The sequence below is a fragment of the Qipengyuania sp. genome, assembly GCF_043423005.1.
In the GTDB taxonomy this organism is placed as follows: domain Bacteria; phylum Pseudomonadota; class Alphaproteobacteria; order Sphingomonadales; family Sphingomonadaceae; genus Qipengyuania.
On the sequence record NZ_JBHWMI010000025.1, the window covers coordinates 16,621 to 31,673 of the forward strand.

The following is a 15,053-nucleotide window of genomic DNA, read 5'->3' on the forward strand; positions in this document are numbered from 1 at the left end:
TGCAAAAGAGGAGACGCCGTCATGGAAGGTACCCTGGCCATGTTGATCCCGATCGTGGCGCTGAGCATTCCCATCGTCGCGATGTGGACGAGACACCTTCAGAAGGTCGCCGAGCTCAACGTCAGATCGACTGCCGAGGACACGGCCGAACGCGCCGCGCAATATGCCAGCCGGGTGGCCGAGCTGGAGGATCGCCTCCGCGTGCTGGAGCGGATCGTCACCGACAAGGGATACGACGTCGCCACCCAGATCGAGGCCCTGCGTGACCAGCGGCGGGTGGACGAAGGAACCGGCGTGCCGCTCAGCCGCACCATGCGGGAGGGCGTGTGATGGAGTTCGCTGATTTCCTGCCCTATCTCGGTTGGATGATCGGGGGCGGCTTCGCACTCGGTGCAGCCGGGATCGCCGCTTCGGTCCACACGACCAAGTTGAAGATCAAGAACGGCTATCCGCTCGAAGGGATGTGGGGGCAATCACTCAAGCCCGGCATGACCAGCGAGGCAGCCGAGCGGGTCACCCTGCTGACACAGGAGAATGCCCAGCTTCGCGCCGAACTTGGCTCGCTCAAGGACCGTCTCGCCACGGTCGAAAGGATCGTCACCGACAGCGGTTATCACCTCACCCATGAGTTCGATCGCCTGCGCGAAAAGGAGATAGCCCAGTGAGCTTCTGGACCGCCGCCGTCATCATCGTGCTGATCTGGGGCGTCGTCACGATGTATTCTCACCGCCGCGATCGGGATCTGGGAATTGCCCGCGACGAGGACGGCAAGCCTGTCTTTCCCCCGCCTGCCGATGGGTTTTCCCAACGCGAGATCGAAGAATTGCGCGAACGCATCCGCGTTCTGGAGCGCATCGCCACCGACAGCAACACGCTTGATGCGAACGAGACCAAGCGCATCGCCGCCGAAATCGAAGCCCTGCGCGACCGCAAGGTGGACTAGTCGCGGACCATTGAGGAGGATTTGGCCATCATGTTCGATCCGACTTTCACGATTGCCTCCGCCGCGCTGGTGGGCCTGGCGATCGTTGCGCTGACCCTGCTGCGCATCTGGCAGGGCTGGCTGGAACTTCAGCGCAGCCGCATGGGGTCGCGGCCAGGCGACGACCTCGATCCCCACCCCCTTGGGGCCGCGCGCATCGAACTCGCCGACCTCAAGGAACGTATCCGCAAGCTTGAAGCCATTGCCAGCGGGGTGGATTTGTGAGCGGGGCGCATTAAGTCGCGCCGGATGCGAACCCTTTCCGACATTGCCGATGAATACGCCTTTCTCGAAGGCGACGACCGCTACCGCCTGCTGATCGAACTGGGGCGCGAGCTCGATGCCATGCCCGCAGCGCTGAAGACCGATGCGACCCTCGTGCGGGGATGTTCGGCACAGGTCTGGGTCTATCCCACCGGCGACGAAGGGCGGCTTCATTTCCTTGCCGACAGCAATGCCGCCATCACGAAGGGCATCGTTGCGCTGGTGATTGCGGCCGTTCAGGACCGCCCGGCAGAAGACATCGCGGCGATGGATATACGCGAGGCGCTCGCACCGTTCGAACTCGAGCGCCAGCTGTCGAGCAACCGCACGCAGGGCGTCCCCAACATGATCGCCCTGGTGAAGGAACATGCCGCCCGGATAGCGGCCGCCTGACATGCGGCTGATCTACCGCATCCTCGGTCTCGCCAGTCTCGCGCTGGGTGTGGTCGGTGCGGTGCTGCCGATCATGCCGACCGTGCCGTTCCTGCTGCTAGCGGTGTATTTTTTCGCCCGCAGCAATCCCGAATGGGAGCGCCGGATCCTCGACCATCCGACCTGGGGCCCGCAGGTGCGCGACTGGCGGGAACGGCGTGCCATCAGCAGACGAGCAAAGACGATGGCGATCGGCGCGATGGCGACGGGTGCCATCGTCACATATTACACGCTGGGCGCGCCGTGGTACTACGTGTCGCTGGCGATCCTGATAATCGCGGGCGGCTGGATCGCGACCCGCAACGAATAACGCTGTGGCTCAGGCGCCGGCGCTCTCCCGCACGACAGCTTCGCCCGCCTCGCGCTGACGGCGCAGTTCCGCCTTCAGCTTTGCCGGGTCGCGGGCGAGGACGAAGCCGAAGCTAACCCCACCTTCCTTGCCGATCGTCGCGTGGTGCAATTTATGCGCCTGGACCAGCCGCTTGGCATAGCCGCCGCGCGGGACGTAACGGAAATAGCGCTGGTGAACGAGCCCGTCATGGACCAGCGTGTAGATGATCCCGTAGCAGGTGATGCCAAACGCGATCCACCATAGGAGGTCCGACCAGACATACCCGACGGCGAACATCACGAAGACGATCGCCCCGAAGGTTACGGCATAAAGGTCATTCTTTTCCAGCGCATGGTCATGCGGCTCGTGGTGATCGCGGTGCCAACCCCAGCCCCAGCCGTGCATGATGTACTTGTGCGCCCACCAGGCGAACAATTCCATACCCGCAATCGACAGGATCACGGTGGCGAGAATGGCCCAGATGCTCATGACATGGATCCGCTGGTCAGGGTTGCCCGCCGCGCTGCGGGCAGGCGCCACCACGGCAGGTGCGGCGAGCAATGGTGTTCGTGATGATAGCCGAAATGAAAGCAGGTGAGGAGCGAGGCGAGGGGCGCAAACCCGTCGCTGCGGGCATTGTGAACGTCGGCGAAAGCTTGCCCATCATGGCGGTGCGGACGGTAGGTTCCGAAATAGAACAGTTGCAGCGAAGAAGCGATCGCCGGCAGCCCGTAGAGAAGAACGATCTTTTCGACCGGCACGCCGGCAAGCCAGTACCCTGTCACCACGGCCCCCACGAACAACAGCGACGACCAACCGAAATAGCGCGACAGGAACTGGCCATACCACGGCCAAAACCGCGCGGCGTGATCGACGCTGAAATCGGGATCGTCCGCACTGCCAGGGGCCTTGTGATGTGCGAAATGCGCATTGCGCATCCGCCGCCAGCCGAATCCGGCATAAAGGAATAACAGCGCCCCGCCGATGATGCCGTTCAGCCGTCCTCCGCGCGGCACGAGCGAACCGTGCATGGCATCGTGGCTGACGATGAAGAGGCCGACCGACAGCCAGCACTGCACCGCCGCTATCGTCAGGGCGGCGGGCAAGGTACGCCAGGTAAGGTCAAAAGCGAACATGGCGTAGACATGCAATCCCGCCCAGCCGGTGAAAATCATCATGGCCAGACCCAGTCCCACCAAGCCCTGCATCGCGGTGGGCGGGCTCGCCGGAGCAACTGCTCGTATAGGTGTCACCACAGCAAGATACGGTCTTGCCGCCCCGCCGCCAAGGGGTTCGCTCCCCAAAAGACGGCGCGGCTTGTCAGTCAGGAAAGAAGAAGCGCGTTACGTCGTCGCGCAGACGAGCCGGCCGCATGGTTTCAGCGTCGATGCAGCACCAGGCGCTCTGCACTTCGGCAAGCACCTCTTCCCCCCGCTGGATGATGGTATGATAGAAGGCGCGTGCGCCCCGGACCTTTTCGAGGACGGTACGCGCGATGACCTCGTCGTTCAGCAGCGCCGGCTTGCGGTAGGTGATTTCGTGCTTGAGCGCGACCCAGGCCTTGCTCGCCACTTCGTCCGCGGGGGCAAGCTTGCGCCAGTGGGCGAGGACCGCATCCTGCACCCAGCCGAGATAGCGGGCATTGTTGACGTGGCCCATGAAATCGATGTCGCCCGGAACGACCGTGATGGGAAAGGAAAACGGATTTGCTGACATGGATGTCAATAAAGCTGGAAGAGGTTAAGGTTCCAAGACTCCATTTGCCCTTTGCGGCGCAATCCCGTCGATGCGTTCGTGAAAAGCGCTTGATTAAGGCCGGAGGCTCCCGGACAAGGCGTGGCCATGACCAACAAGACCAGAACCGCCGCCGCAATCGCCGGCGCCGTCGGCTCGGCTGCCATCGCCGCCGCGCTGCTCTACGCAGGCAAACGCCGCCACCGCGCCCCGGGCAATGCCGGGGGTGAGGACGAAACCACCCGCCCCCGGCGCGACACCCGCGCCGCACCCGAAACCGACTGAGGAGAACGCTTCGTGAAAGCACTTTTGACCAAAGCGGTAGGCGGGCCCGAGACCCTCGTGCTGGAGGACCTCCCCACCCCGACGCCTGCCGCAGGCGAGGTCGTCGTCGATATTGCCGCCTGCGCGATCAATTACCCTGACACGCTGATGATCCGCGATCTCTATCAGTTCCGCCCCGAACGGCCCTATTCCCCGGGTGGTGAATTTTCAGGAACCGTCAGTGCGGTAGGCGAAGGAGTCTCCCGCTGGAAAGTCGGGGACCGCGTACTGGCCAGCACCGGAAGCGGCGCCTTGCGTGAACAGATTGCGGTCGCCGCCGATCGCCTGTTCGAAGTTCCCGCAGGCATCGATCTGGTTCAGGCGAGCGCCTTGCTGATGACGTACGGGACGACGATCCACGCGCTGAAGGACCGCGGCGATATCGAGGCGGGCAATACGGTGCTGGTATTGGGCGCAGCAGGCGGCGTGGGCCTGTCGGCGGTCGAGCTTGCCAAGGCTTATGGCGCGCGCGTCGTGGCTGCGGTGTCGAGCGAGGACAAGGCAGCGGTTGCCCGCAAGGCCGGCGCCGACGACGTCGTCATCTACCCGCGCGAGGACATGGACAAGGATGCATCCAAGGCGCTGGCGCAAAGCTTCAAGGATGCGGTCGGGCCGCAGGGCGCGGACATCGTCTACGATATCGTCGGCGGGCAATATTCCGAGCCGGCGCTGCGCGCCATCGCGTGGGAGGGTCGCTTTCTGGTCATCGGGTTTCCGGCCGGGATCGCCCGCATGCCGCTCAACCTCACGCTGCTGAAAAGCTGCGATATCCGCGGGGTGTTCTGGGGTGCGTTCGTGGCGCGCGAGCCGCAGCGCAACGGTGCCAATATCGAGGAACTGTTCGCGCTATGGCAGGACGGCAGGATCAATCCGCTGATCAGCCAGACCTACCCGCTGGACCGTGCGCACGAAGCGATCGCGGCGCTGGAGAACCGGCAGGCGATCGGCAAGCTGGTCGTCACGATGTAGCGCCTTGCCCGCATGGGGCCGCGGCCCTATCGCTGCTCGCAACGATCATCCTGACGAGGCACGCATGACAGATTTCAAGGACCGCGAACGGGGCGAGGAAGCCAAGTTCGTCTTCGACGGAGAGAACGCGTTCAAGGTGGCGGCACGTCGCAACAGGCTGCTGGGCGAATGGGCGGCCGGGCTGATGGGCCTGACCGACGAGGAGACCGACGCCTACCGCAAGGCGGTGGTCCAGGCCGATTTCGAGGAAGCGGGTGACGAGGACGTCATTCGCAAGGTGCTGGGCGACCTCACCGGCGCCGGATGCGAAGTCAGCGAAGCGGACATCCGCGCCCGGCTCGACGAATGCGCCACCGAGGCCCGCCGCCAGTTCATGAGCGAGGGACGCTGAACCGATGGCGATGCAGGCTGGCGAGATCGAGCGCCTGATCCGCGAAGGCCTGCCCGGGGCCGAGGTCGAGATCCGCGACCTTGCCGGCGATGGCGAGCATTACGCGGCCCACGTCACTGCGCCCCAGTTCGCCGGCAAGCCCCGCGTGGCCCAGCACAAGCTGGTCTACGAAGCACTGGGCGGCCGGATGGGTGGGGTCCTCCATGCCTTGCAACTGACGACGCAAGCTCCCACCTGAATTGCACATCCAGTATCGCATAGGGAGCCTTCGATGGCCGATACCAACCAGCGCATTTCGGACATCGTCGGCAGCAACGATGTCGTCCTTTTCATGAAGGGAACGCCGCTGTTCCCGCAATGCGGCTTCTCGAGCCGTGCGGTGGCCATCCTCGACCATTGCGGCGTCGCGTACGAAAGCGTCGACGTGCTGCAGGACATGGAAATTCGCCAGGGGATCAAGGCCTATTCGGACTGGCCGACCATCCCGCAGCTTTATGTAAAGGGCGAGTTTCTGGGCGGCAGCGACATCATGACCGAGATGTACGAGGCCGGTGAACTGCAGGCCATGCTCGAGGAAAAGCAGGTCGCCCGCGCGCAGGCCTGATCGTCGTTCTGATAATGGGAAAGGCCCGCCCCGGGGGACGACCGGGGCGGGCCTTTTTGCGCTGCGGCTGCGACGGGAATGGGGCAGCCGCCTCGAAGACTTCAGGGACACGCTCATCAATGCATCAGGCGTGCCATATCGCGGGAGTGGCACGAAACCGGGGTGCCGAATGGTTAACGGCGCTTCGCCGCCCTTTACGACTGTAAGGCGTTCCGACAGGGTGGAAGCGCAGGAGGAACAGCCTCGACATGACCAGTGAACAGCCCGTCCCGATTCCAGCTGCCACGCTCGTCGTATTTCGACGCGCACCGGACGAAGGGCCGGCACAACTGCTCATGGTCATCCGCTCCAAGGCGCTTGCGTTTGCCGGCGGAATGGCGGTCTTTCCCGGCGGGCGGGTCGATGAAGAAGATCACGCTCTTGCGGCTCGTCTCGTGCCCGATGGCGACCATGACGAGATCGCCCACCGCATTGCCGCCATCCGTGAAACGCTCGAGGAAACGGGTCTCGCTGTCGGCTTTCGCCGCGGCTGCGACGCCGCTACCGCGGCACGGACGCGCGAAACCCTGCTGTCGAGCGGCAGCCTGGAGGAGGCCATGGCACGCAACGGACTGGAGCTCGATCCTGCCAGCCTGACCCCGTTCGCACGGTGGCTGCCGCTTGGCCTTGCCCATGGCAGGATATTCGACACGCGGTTTTATCTCGCCGACCTTGGCACCGGAAACGTGGAGATCACGGTCGACGAGACGGAGAATACCAGGCTGTTCTGGATCACGGCCGAGGATGCTCTGGCGAAAGCGGATCGCGGGGAGCTGTCGCTGATCTTCCCGACCCGCCGCAATCTCGAGAGACTGGCCCAGTTCGCCGATTTCGCCTCCGCCCGCTCCCATGCAGAGGCAACCCCGCAGCGTATCATCACGCCGCAAATCGTCAGGACCGAAGAGGGGCAGGCCCTCACCATCCCGGACGATCTCGGCTATCCGGTGACGCGGGAAAAGCTGTCTTCCGCCATGCGCAGCTAGTCGCGCGGAGTCGCAGTCCCCTGCGCGGCATCGGGTGGGGTAGTTGTTTCCCCGCGCGGCGTATCGGCAAGGCCCTTTGCAAGATCGCGGTCGATCCCGGCCGCCTGCTCTTCCAGCTTCTCTTCCGCCGCCTCGTAGCGCTCGTCGAAGCTCGGCTCGTCCTTGCAGCCGGCAAGGGCGAGCGCGGCAAGGGCGATGATCGGGAGAGACCGCGCCATCAGTAGTTCTTGCGGTAGCGCACGTTGACGTTGGTCGAACCCGAACCGCCCGCCTGGCTCAGGATCGACAATGCCGGGGTCAGGCTGATCTCCAGCTGCGTGGCAGTGAACCCCCGGGCATCGGTGATGAACTCGACGTAGATGTCGTCGGTGATGTACTGACCGGCGGCAAGCGCGGTACCGCGGCCCTGCGTCTCGTCCGCGCCGAGGATCCGCAGCCGATCGATGCTTGTGGCCGAGCGAAGCTTGCCCAGCGGGTTCAGCCCCCCTCCCGTGCCGCGCAGCGAGTTGAGCGAGGAGGCGAGCTGCACCGCCTGCAGGGCCGAAAGGTTGCCGATCGAGCTGCCGAACAGGATGCGCGCGACGATTTCGTCCTGCGGCAGGCCCGGCACGCTCGAAAAGGTGATCTGCGGATCATAGGCCCGGCCCGTCACATTGACGTTGACCGTGATGTCCTCGATCTCTTCCGAAGCGACCATCGTGATGACGGGGTTGATGTCCTGCCCGCCGGTAAAGCTTACCCGGCCCTCGCTCAATTCGAACGAACGCCCGGCGAAGCCCAGCGTCCCGCGGATGAGATCGACCCCGCCGGTAATACGCGGTGCCGAGCTGGTGCCGCCGAGATTTAGATCGGCTTCCCATTCGCTTTCCAGCCCCATGCCGCTGACATAAAGCCGCTCCGGCGCGGTCAGCGCGATGTCGAGCCGCAAGGCCGAGAACAGGCCGGGCGAAGGCTGCGCCGGTTCGTCGCCGGTGATGCGTTGCGGGCCACGGGGCGGCTTGAAGCGCACCCCGGTAAGCTCGGGTATTTCCGACGCGCCCTGACGAACCAGTTCGTAGCGGGTTTCCGGCAGTCGCAACTCGCCTGCCAACAGGGCGGCGCTACCGGCGGTCTTGGTCAGCCGCAGATTGCCGGTCGCACTTGTGCTGAGCGCCTCGCTGCGCGCCAGCTGCGCTTCATCGAGCGTGACTGCAAGGTCCATCGGATAGCCGCTTTCCGCTGCGAGACTGACATAGCCTGCCGCGCTCACCGTGCCGTCTCCGGCAGTCGCATCCAGTTGCTGGACCTCCAGGCGCTCGCCATCGAAGCGGCCGCGCAGGACGAGATTGGACAGCCGGGTGCCGTAGGTCTGGTTCTCGTAGGTCAGGCCGCTTCCGCGTACGATCCCGCTCAACTGCGGCGCCTGCACCCGGCCGGAAAAGTCCGCCGCCACGCCGATGCGTCCTGAAAGCCGCTGATCGGGCTGGCCGGCGAACGAGAACAGCGTATCGGCCGGTCCGTTGTAGCGGATCCCGCCCGCTAGCGGCGCGGCCATCAGCCGGGTCGTCCAGCTTCCCGCACCGGGCGACAGCGGCATCAGCGAAGCGACCATGCGCCCGATCACCGCGCCCCGCCGGCGCATGACCGCGCGCGCCTCGCCCCCATTGGGCAACAGCTTGCCGACGAAATTGATGTCGACCGGCTGGCTCACCGAAACCGCGGTGGTGCGACTGAAATCGTCAATCGTCAGGCGGGCATCGGCCCGGGGAAAGGCGGTCGGGCTGGACTGCGCGAAATCGAGGCTGCCGCTGGCCCTTCCCCCCACGCCCAGATCGGTAACGAACGCATTGAGCATCGCCATGTCCATCGAATCGAGCCGGCTCTGGAACTTGATCCCGTCGCCATAAGTGCCCGCGAGGCGGACGTTGCCCTGCCCGAAGTCGATCCGCGTCGGCAAGAGGCGATAGCTGTCGTCTCCGGGCACGATCCGCGCGGGGCTCGTGGTGCGAAAGCCGATCCCGCGAACCCGTCCTTGCAGCGCCGCGCGCCACAGGTCGGGTTCGAGCTGGGCATTGGCGGCAACGCGGAAGGGAACCCCGCTTTCGCCTTCGACCAACACCTTGGCCTGCCCCCGCCCGCCACGGTAATCCACCTGAGTCCGGGCGGCGGCGATCCGCAGGGCACCGAACCGCGTATCAGCCAATTGTGCGTCTGCCACCACGTAGGGCGTATCGTAAAGGATGAAGCGGGCATCGACGATGGCACTGCCGATGGCCAGCTGCGCTGGCCCGGGCAGCACGGTATCGCGTGCCCGCAGGTTGACCAGCGCCTCCTGATACCGCCCCTGCGCGCCGAGCCGGACGACCCCCACGACCCCGCTGCCCTCGGCGGTCAACCGGCCAACGAAGGGGCCGGCGGCACTTTGCCTCAGCGAACCGGCAAAGCCGATCCCGGCAAGATCGGCGCGGTTGATCGTCAGCGTCAGTTCGCGGCCTGTCCCCAGGACCACATCGGCGGTGAGCGGGCCGTAATCGGTATCGGCTCGCGCATCAAGCCGGTAGCCGCCGCGCGCCGCCCTGATATCGGCCCGCAAGTTGGCGAGGCCAATGCCGAAATCGGGCCGCTGGGCCGTGACGGTGGCGCGCGGATTGTCGATCGTACCGGCCAACCGCACGCCGACGGCGCCATATTGCTCGGTAAAGCCGTCGGCATTGAAGGCGAGCGTGCCATCGGGGGCATAGCTGCCGGCGCCGTCGGTTATCCGGACGAGGGGCGAGGTAAGCCGCAGATTGCGAAAACGTGCGACCCCGTCCCCGCCATAGCGGACATCGGCCGATGCGACGGCGTTGCCGCCAAGAAAATCGCGCACCGCGGCATTGTCGAGCCGCGTCGAGCGGGCGCGTAACCGGCCGGCGAGGGAGTAACCCGAATTGCTGGTCTCGAGGTCGACATCGGTCTCGAGATCGAAGATGCCGACACTCTTGATCCGGTAATCGTCGATCCGCCCGTCGACCGCGCCGGTATAGAGGCCGGTCGACAGATCGGCGAGGAGGATGACGCTGGCATCGATCCGGTCAGACCGGACTCGCATGTTGTCCGACAGGACACGCGGTCCCTGTATCGCCAGATCGCCATCGAGCCGGACATTGGCGAGCGTGCCGCCCGCCACCGTGTCGAGCCCGGTGATCCGGCTGGCGCGGGCAGCCACCGGGATGAGTATGCGGTCCGGATTGACCTCGGCATCGCCGGATGCGGCGAAGTTTTCCAGCCCCATGTCGTTCATCATGAGGCGGTTCGCGTTGAGGGTATAGCGCACCCGCGGGGTGGCGAAGTCTCCGCTGAGGATCAGTTGGCCGCGCAATCCCGAGCCCGACAGGTTCTCGGCCAGCGCCGAAGGGCGGAGCAGGACGAAGCCGAGCCGCAGATCGTCGAACCCGCTTTCGCCAAGGTCGACGATGCCATTGGTGTTCAGCCGGAACGCGTCGCTGGATACGCCGCCGGCAAGGTCGACGCGTCGTTCATCGAGCGTGCCGGTCAAGTCCAGATCAAGGATCGGCCCGAGCAGGTTGGCGGTCGGCCCTTCGAACAGGCGTGCCACCCGCGTCGGCCCGCGCAGGGTGAAGGTTCCGTCACGCCCGGTCAGTGCGAGGCGGGCAAATTCGCTCCCCGCGAGATCGGCGGTAACCCGGCCGCTCCAGTTCGACCAGCCGCCCCGGCCGGCGATGCGGACCTGCAACGGATCGGTCAGGCCCGCCAGTGCGGCGACCACGCCATCGCCCGGGGCGCGCAAGTCGAGCGCCAGGTCGAACTTGTCGTCATCGGGCACCGCATCGAGCCTGAGCGCTATCCGGTCCCCGCCGGCCCGGCCGCGCCCCCGAACGGTTTCGCCATCGAGCGCCACCTGCGCCCGCCGGTCGGCGATCTGCGCGCTTCCGGCGAGACGGGCCACCTGCCGTTCGCCCGTTACCGGGGCTTCGACGACGAACTGATCGACCTGGAACCGGGCGATATCGATATCGAGATCGGGCAGCAGCGGATCGTTGTTCGGCGGCGTCTCGTTGAATTCGGGCAGTCGCAGCAGAGTCATCCGTTCCGCCGTCAGCAAGCGGATATCGAGATGATTGCGCAGATAAGCGCGCGGGCGCCAGTCGAGGTTGACTTCCGGGGAGGTCAGGAACGCGCCCTTCGGATCGGACAGCGTGAAATCGTGGACGATCATCCCGCCATAGATCGACCCTTCGATCCGCCCGACTCCGATCTTCATGCCGTTTTCGAATTCGAGCGCCTCGATCTGGTTGGCGACGAAACGACGGCCCGGCCCGGTATCGAGGAGGACCACCGCGCCCAGCATGATGGCTACCAGCGAGGCGATTACGATCGCCGTCCACTTGAGCACCGCCCTGCCCCGGTTCCGGCGCGGGGCGGGGTCCGCCATGACGGGCGGTTCGTCGAGCGCCGGGGCCGGAGCGGGAGCGGCGTCTTCGGCCATCAGAACGCCTGTCCGATCGATACGTAGACGGTGACCCGGCTCTCACCCTCGCGCCGGCCCAGCGGCGTCGCAAGGTCGATCCGCAAGGGGCCGAAATTGGTATAGTAGCGCGCACCGATGCCGGCGCCGAAGCGGATGTCGGAAAAGGTCGGGGTCGATTCTTCGTAGACCTGTCCGGCATCAACGAAGGCGACCGCCCCGAAGGTTCCAAAGCGATAGCGCACCTCGGCCGCGCCTTCGATCAGGCTGCGGCCACCGATGGGTCGCAGGATCGTGGGATCGTCCTCTTCGTCGGGATCCTCGGGATCGAAGTCCGGATTGGCGATCTCGACCCGGGGGCCGAGCTGCTGATAACCGAATCCGCGCACCGATCCGCCGCCGCCGGCATAAAGCCGCCGCGACGGGGCGAGTTCGAACCGTTCCACCCCTTGGATCGTCCCGTAGCGGACCCGGCCCGCCACGACGATCGCATCGGTGGGGGAGAAATAGGCCGATCCGTCGATCCGGGCACGAACATAGGGCGCGAACCCGTCTTCCAGAGACCCTTCGGGTTCGATTAGAGCCGTCACCCTGAACCCGTGGGTTGCATCGAGGAGACTGTCGGTGCGGTCGATCCCGACCTGGCCGGTCAGCCCGCCGATGAAGAACGTGCGTCGCTCGAGGGCGCCGAGATCGAAATTGTAGTCCTGCTCGTTGGTGCCGATCAGGCGCACGCCGTAGGCGTAGGTAAACGGCTTTTGCCAGATATTGGTCGAATCGTAGCTGACCAGGGCCGAAAGCTGGCCGGTGAACGCCTCGTATGCGTCATAATCCGAGCGCAGCGCCTCGGCACGCAGGAGGAAGGTGCGATCGCGGCGGTCGGCGTTGGCGCGCCTGAACGTCAGGCTGACGCCTTGCTCCTGCGTCCCGGCAACGGCGCTGGCGATAAGTGCACCCTCTGGCGGGAACAGGTTGCGGTGAGTCCAGCTGCCTTCAACGCGGAAGCCCTGACCAGTGCCGTAACCGGCGCTGCCGGCGATGGTCCGGGGCGGCCCGGCTTCCTGTTCGACCACGATGGTCGCGGTTTCCAGTCCCTCGCCAGCTGCTCCGCCGGTCTGCCTGGGGACGACCGCCACGCTGTTGAACAGACCCGTGGCGACCAGCGCCTGGCGCAGATCGTCGACCTTGCGGCTGTCATAGAGTTCGCCGGGCTCGAACCGGGACAGCACCTCGATATGATCGGCCCCGAAGGCAAGATTGCCCGTGGTTTCGATCCCGCCGAACACGGCGCGCGGACCGGTATCGACCGGCAGGGTGTAGACCCCGTCACCGGTATCGGGATCGAGCAGAATGTCCCGCTGGCCGATCTCGGCGAAAGGATAGCCGTTTTCCGGAAGCCTGAGCGCGACGTTGGCTTCGGCGCCCTGCACACGTTGAGCGACGATCGGTTCGCCCGGCTGCAAGGCAAGATTGTCGCGGATGAGGTTTTCGGGAACGACCGGCCCTGCATCGATCACGATCTCGGCAAAGGTGTAGCGCTTGCCCGGGACCAGATCGATCACCGCCGTCAGCGGCTGGCCGTTGGGCACGTCGGCGCGCTCGATGCGGGTATTGACCGCGGCATCGTACCATCCTTCGGAAGCGAGCAACCGCTCGAGCAGAATGCTGTCCTCGGTCAGCCGGGCAGAAACCTGCGCCACATTGGCCGCCTCTCCATCGCCGTCCTCCAGCGCGGAAAGATCCTCGAAAACCGCGGCAAGGTCGGTCTCGGTTTCCGCATCGACCGGTTCCAGTCCGTTGAGCCGCCAGGCGTAGGCAATCTCGACGATCTCCTCGTCGCTCGCTTCCTCGGCGAACTCGACCGGCTCGGCATCGAAGGTTTCGATCGGTGGCAGCGGCGCGACCAGTTCGGCATCGCGAACGGGGGCGTCACCGATTTCCTCGACCGCATCGCCATCGGCAAGGGCGGGAACCCCAAGCGGCGGCGCGGCGCCTTCGGCAGGTTCTGCGATCGGGTCCGCCTCGGCAGCGGCAGCAGCATCCTGCGCGGCGAGATTGGCCTCGAACTCGGCAATCGATTCGAGCTCGCCGAGCAATTCGTCATCGTCCTCGGCGCTCAATTCCGGAATGGCGTCCGCGAACTCCTCGTCGGTGATGATCGGTTCGACCGGCGGCAGGGGAATGTCCTGTGGCGGGGCCGGCACATCGAGCACGGGCGCCTGGGTTTCCGGGGCAGGCTGCTGCTCCTCGACGGGAGCACTGTTCTCCGGAACGTCCTGCGCTTGCGCATGAGCAACCCCCAGCGCGAGGCATGACGCCGCCGCCGCGCCGGCCAGCGCGCGCCGGGTCTTGGCGCCCGGCGCCACATCCTCCAGAATCGAGCGCGATCCCATTCAACGATCCCAAAACCTGCCGGCACCGACGCCTGCGACCGGCCCACCCCGCCATCGGCATGGCCCGGGCATAGCGGCGCACGACGCCAGCGGCAATGCCTCGTGCCAATCCGCCCGCCCGGTCAGGTGTGCGGTCGCGTTAACAGTGCACCGCGTTCCTGATTAAGCGAGTATTTGCATCTCAAGGATTTGCGGTAGCTTGCACCTATCCTGACGTGGATACGCAACCTTTGCACCTTCGCGCAATCCGGCGCGGCACAATCTAGCTAGCCGAAAACTAGCACTGGGGTCACGGAACCTATCTTATATAAGAAACTTGGCAACGGCGGATGCTCGGCAGAAGCCGGCCGGGCCGAGATAGGGCACTCCTGACAGCAGCGCATCGCGATATGCTTTCTGCACGCTGACATTGCGCCGCAGGCCGAGTTCGGCCGACGTGATGTGTCGACTACCCAAGCTCATGACATCTGCCATCGGAAGGCACTTGGCTCGTTCCCCCTGTCTTGTGGGGACGTCCGCGAACAGTTCCGTCACTTCATGAGGACCGACATTGAGTATTTCGCCGGCATCGGCTTTGGAGAGCAGGTCCGAGAACGCGATCCTGTTCGGTGTATTCCTTACCGCACCCAACCCTTCGATGATCGACAGATCCTTTCGGCTGATGAAGATTCGCCGGACCGGGGTTTTCGCGCCCGGCTCGATCCGACACGGAAGGGATCCATCAAGCAGCTTGCCGAAGATGGCGCCCCAAGGCTTCGGCTTTCCGCCGATGACCTTGATGGCGGTGGAAAGCGGGATCAGCTTGTCCTCTGCTGCGAGGACCGCAGCTCGATCGAGACGACCCAGCACCGCATCGATCGACGCTGCAGTCACTTGCGGTATGCCATACCTTGCGAGGAAAAAGGGATGGTGGAGAAGTTCGAGGAGACCAGTTTCGACCAACTGCTCGGCGCCATTGCGCGACATTCCCAGCTTCCAGGCCAGGGAGTCGACGCCCAGCCGCGAGGATATGCCCTTCGCGATGTTTTCGATCTCGTGCCGATCGAACATGGGCTGAAGCCTGCCCATTTCATCGAGAACAAGCCTGGCGCTTAGAACTTTGGCCCGGCGCAATTGCGCGACCTCGGCGGTCCCCAGTCCCAAGATCCTCCCGACCGTCT

Annotated in this window: 19 protein-coding genes; 12 read left to right on the top strand and 7 right to left on the bottom strand. The window is 65.1% G+C overall.

The window, feature by feature from the left end; genetic code table 11:
* The first annotated feature begins 21 nt into the window (after window positions 1–21).
* From ACHFFA_RS04370 to ACHFFA_RS04395, 6 genes are read left to right on the top strand one after another with little or no spacing between them, the layout of a single operon-like run.
* Complete coding sequence (locus tag ACHFFA_RS04370; RefSeq protein ID WP_394269625.1) at window positions 22–330, top strand: hypothetical protein; 309 nt, start codon at window positions 22–24, stop codon at window positions 328–330.
* Entirely contained in the window at window positions 330–665 is a 336-nt protein-coding gene (locus ACHFFA_RS04375; RefSeq protein WP_394269626.1) for a hypothetical protein, read from the top strand. The genes ACHFFA_RS04370 and ACHFFA_RS04375 overlap by 1 nt, the downstream gene beginning before the upstream one ends.
* On the top strand, window positions 662–943 hold the full coding sequence (locus tag ACHFFA_RS04380; RefSeq protein ID WP_394269627.1) for a hypothetical protein: 282 nt from the start codon (window positions 662–664) through the stop codon (window positions 941–943). The genes ACHFFA_RS04375 and ACHFFA_RS04380 overlap by 4 nt, the downstream gene beginning before the upstream one ends.
* A gap of 30 nt (window positions 944–973) precedes the next feature.
* On the top strand, window positions 974–1,207 hold the full coding sequence (locus ACHFFA_RS04385) for a hypothetical protein (protein ID WP_394269628.1): 234 nt from the start codon (window positions 974–976) through the stop codon (window positions 1,205–1,207).
* A gap of 24 nt (window positions 1,208–1,231) precedes the next feature.
* Entirely contained in the window at window positions 1,232–1,639 is a 408-nt protein-coding gene (locus tag ACHFFA_RS04390; RefSeq protein WP_394269629.1) for a SufE family protein, read from the top strand.
* Between the two features lies 1 nt (window position 1,640).
* Window positions 1,641–1,988, top strand: a complete 348-nt coding sequence (locus tag ACHFFA_RS04395; RefSeq protein WP_394269630.1) for a YbaN family protein — start codon at window positions 1,641–1,643, stop codon at window positions 1,986–1,988.
* 9 nt (window positions 1,989–1,997) lie between these two features.
* Here the strand turns inward: ACHFFA_RS04395 and ACHFFA_RS04400 are convergent, their stop codons facing one another.
* The 3 genes from ACHFFA_RS04400 to ACHFFA_RS04410 form a co-directional block, all read right to left on the bottom strand.
* The gene (locus tag ACHFFA_RS04400) at window positions 1,998–2,498 is read right to left on the bottom strand and encodes a sterol desaturase family protein (RefSeq protein ID WP_394269631.1); all 501 of its coding nucleotides are present in this window, start codon (window positions 2,496–2,498) and stop codon (window positions 1,998–2,000) included.
* Complete coding sequence (locus ACHFFA_RS04405) at window positions 2,495–3,262, bottom strand: fatty acid desaturase (protein WP_394269632.1); 768 nt, start codon at window positions 3,260–3,262, stop codon at window positions 2,495–2,497. Before ACHFFA_RS04405 ends, ACHFFA_RS04400 begins: the two co-directional genes overlap by 4 nt.
* A 67-nt stretch (window positions 3,263–3,329) precedes the next feature.
* Window positions 3,330–3,725: an acyl-CoA thioesterase gene (locus ACHFFA_RS04410; RefSeq protein ID WP_394269633.1), complete on the bottom strand. Its 396-nt coding sequence runs from the start codon at window positions 3,723–3,725 to the stop codon at window positions 3,330–3,332.
* 126 nt (window positions 3,726–3,851) lie between these two features.
* On the opposite strand from ACHFFA_RS04410, the gene ACHFFA_RS04415 reads away from it, so the two are divergent.
* The 6 genes from ACHFFA_RS04415 to ACHFFA_RS04440 all read left to right on the top strand — a co-directional run bounded on the left by ACHFFA_RS04415 (window position 3,852) and on the right by ACHFFA_RS04440 (window position 7,053).
* Window positions 3,852–4,028 carry an isopropylmalate isomerase gene (locus ACHFFA_RS04415; protein ID WP_394269634.1) on the top strand — a complete coding sequence of 59 codons (177 nt, stop codon included), beginning with the start codon at window positions 3,852–3,854 and terminating at the stop codon, window positions 4,026–4,028.
* Window positions 4,029–4,040: 12 nt separating this feature from the next.
* The gene (locus tag ACHFFA_RS04420; RefSeq protein WP_394269635.1) at window positions 4,041–5,036 is read left to right on the top strand and encodes an NADPH:quinone oxidoreductase family protein; all 996 of its coding nucleotides are present in this window, start codon (window positions 4,041–4,043) and stop codon (window positions 5,034–5,036) included.
* 64 nt (window positions 5,037–5,100) lie between these two features.
* Complete coding sequence (locus tag ACHFFA_RS04425; protein ID WP_394269636.1) at window positions 5,101–5,427, top strand: DUF1476 domain-containing protein; 327 nt, start codon at window positions 5,101–5,103, stop codon at window positions 5,425–5,427.
* A gap of 4 nt (window positions 5,428–5,431) precedes the next feature.
* Window positions 5,432–5,665, top strand: a complete 234-nt coding sequence (locus ACHFFA_RS04430; protein ID WP_394269637.1) for a BolA/IbaG family iron-sulfur metabolism protein — start codon at window positions 5,432–5,434, stop codon at window positions 5,663–5,665.
* Between the two features lie 33 nt (window positions 5,666–5,698).
* The gene (grxD, locus tag ACHFFA_RS04435; protein ID WP_394269638.1) at window positions 5,699–6,031 is read left to right on the top strand and encodes a Grx4 family monothiol glutaredoxin; all 333 of its coding nucleotides are present in this window, start codon (window positions 5,699–5,701) and stop codon (window positions 6,029–6,031) included.
* A gap of 248 nt (window positions 6,032–6,279) precedes the next feature.
* The gene (locus tag ACHFFA_RS04440; RefSeq protein ID WP_394269639.1) at window positions 6,280–7,053 is read left to right on the top strand and encodes an NUDIX domain-containing protein; all 774 of its coding nucleotides are present in this window, start codon (window positions 6,280–6,282) and stop codon (window positions 7,051–7,053) included.
* On the opposite strand, the gene ACHFFA_RS04445 is transcribed toward ACHFFA_RS04440, so the two are convergent.
* The 4 genes from ACHFFA_RS04445 to ACHFFA_RS04460 all read right to left on the bottom strand — a co-directional run.
* Window positions 7,050–7,271, bottom strand: a complete 222-nt coding sequence (locus ACHFFA_RS04445) for a hypothetical protein (RefSeq protein ID WP_394269640.1) — start codon at window positions 7,269–7,271, stop codon at window positions 7,050–7,052. The genes ACHFFA_RS04440 and ACHFFA_RS04445 overlap by 4 nt on opposite strands.
* On the bottom strand, window positions 7,271–11,521 hold the full coding sequence (locus ACHFFA_RS04450; RefSeq protein WP_394269641.1) for a translocation/assembly module TamB domain-containing protein: 4,251 nt from the start codon (window positions 11,519–11,521) through the stop codon (window positions 7,271–7,273). Before ACHFFA_RS04450 ends, ACHFFA_RS04445 begins: the two co-directional genes overlap by 1 nt.
* Window positions 11,521–13,893, bottom strand: a complete 2,373-nt coding sequence (locus ACHFFA_RS04455; protein ID WP_394269642.1) for an autotransporter assembly complex family protein — start codon at window positions 13,891–13,893, stop codon at window positions 11,521–11,523. Before ACHFFA_RS04455 ends, ACHFFA_RS04450 begins: the two co-directional genes overlap by 1 nt.
* A gap of 303 nt (window positions 13,894–14,196) precedes the next feature.
* On the bottom strand, window positions 14,197–15,053 hold an 857-nt coding region (locus tag ACHFFA_RS04460; RefSeq protein WP_394269643.1), incomplete at its 5' end, for a hypothetical protein.

What these genes read in the sequence shown, in the direction of transcription:
- ACHFFA_RS04370 (WP_394269625.1), top strand. Translation starts at nt 22, where the DNA reads ATGGAAGGTACCCTGGCCATGTTGATCCCGATCGTGGCGCTGAGCATT.
- ACHFFA_RS04375 (WP_394269626.1), top strand. Translation starts at nt 330, where the DNA reads ATGGAGTTCGCTGATTTCCTGCCCTATCTCGGTTGGATGATCGGGGGC.
- ACHFFA_RS04385 (WP_394269628.1), top strand. Translation starts at nt 974, where the DNA reads ATGTTCGATCCGACTTTCACGATTGCCTCCGCCGCGCTGGTGGGCCTG.
- ACHFFA_RS04390 (WP_394269629.1), top strand. Translation starts at nt 1,232, where the DNA reads ATGCGAACCCTTTCCGACATTGCCGATGAATACGCCTTTCTCGAAGGC.
- ACHFFA_RS04395 (WP_394269630.1), top strand. Translation starts at nt 1,641, where the DNA reads ATGCGGCTGATCTACCGCATCCTCGGTCTCGCCAGTCTCGCGCTGGGT.
- ACHFFA_RS04400 (WP_394269631.1), bottom strand. Translation starts at nt 2,498, where the DNA reads ATGAGCATCTGGGCCATTCTCGCCACCGTGATCCTGTCGATTGCGGGT.
- ACHFFA_RS04410 (WP_394269633.1), bottom strand. Translation starts at nt 3,725, where the DNA reads ATGTCAGCAAATCCGTTTTCCTTTCCCATCACGGTCGTTCCGGGCGAC.
- ACHFFA_RS04415 (WP_394269634.1), top strand. Translation starts at nt 3,852, where the DNA reads ATGACCAACAAGACCAGAACCGCCGCCGCAATCGCCGGCGCCGTCGGC.
- ACHFFA_RS04425 (WP_394269636.1), top strand. Translation starts at nt 5,101, where the DNA reads ATGACAGATTTCAAGGACCGCGAACGGGGCGAGGAAGCCAAGTTCGTC.
- ACHFFA_RS04430 (WP_394269637.1), top strand. Translation starts at nt 5,432, where the DNA reads ATGGCGATGCAGGCTGGCGAGATCGAGCGCCTGATCCGCGAAGGCCTG.
- grxD (WP_394269638.1), top strand. Translation starts at nt 5,699, where the DNA reads ATGGCCGATACCAACCAGCGCATTTCGGACATCGTCGGCAGCAACGAT.
- ACHFFA_RS04440 (WP_394269639.1), top strand. Translation starts at nt 6,280, where the DNA reads ATGACCAGTGAACAGCCCGTCCCGATTCCAGCTGCCACGCTCGTCGTA.
- ACHFFA_RS04445 (WP_394269640.1), bottom strand. Translation starts at nt 7,271, where the DNA reads ATGGCGCGGTCTCTCCCGATCATCGCCCTTGCCGCGCTCGCCCTTGCC.
- ACHFFA_RS04450 (WP_394269641.1), bottom strand. Translation starts at nt 11,521, where the DNA reads ATGGCCGAAGACGCCGCTCCCGCTCCGGCCCCGGCGCTCGACGAACCG.
- ACHFFA_RS04455 (WP_394269642.1), bottom strand. Translation starts at nt 13,893, where the DNA reads ATGGGATCGCGCTCGATTCTGGAGGATGTGGCGCCGGGCGCCAAGACC.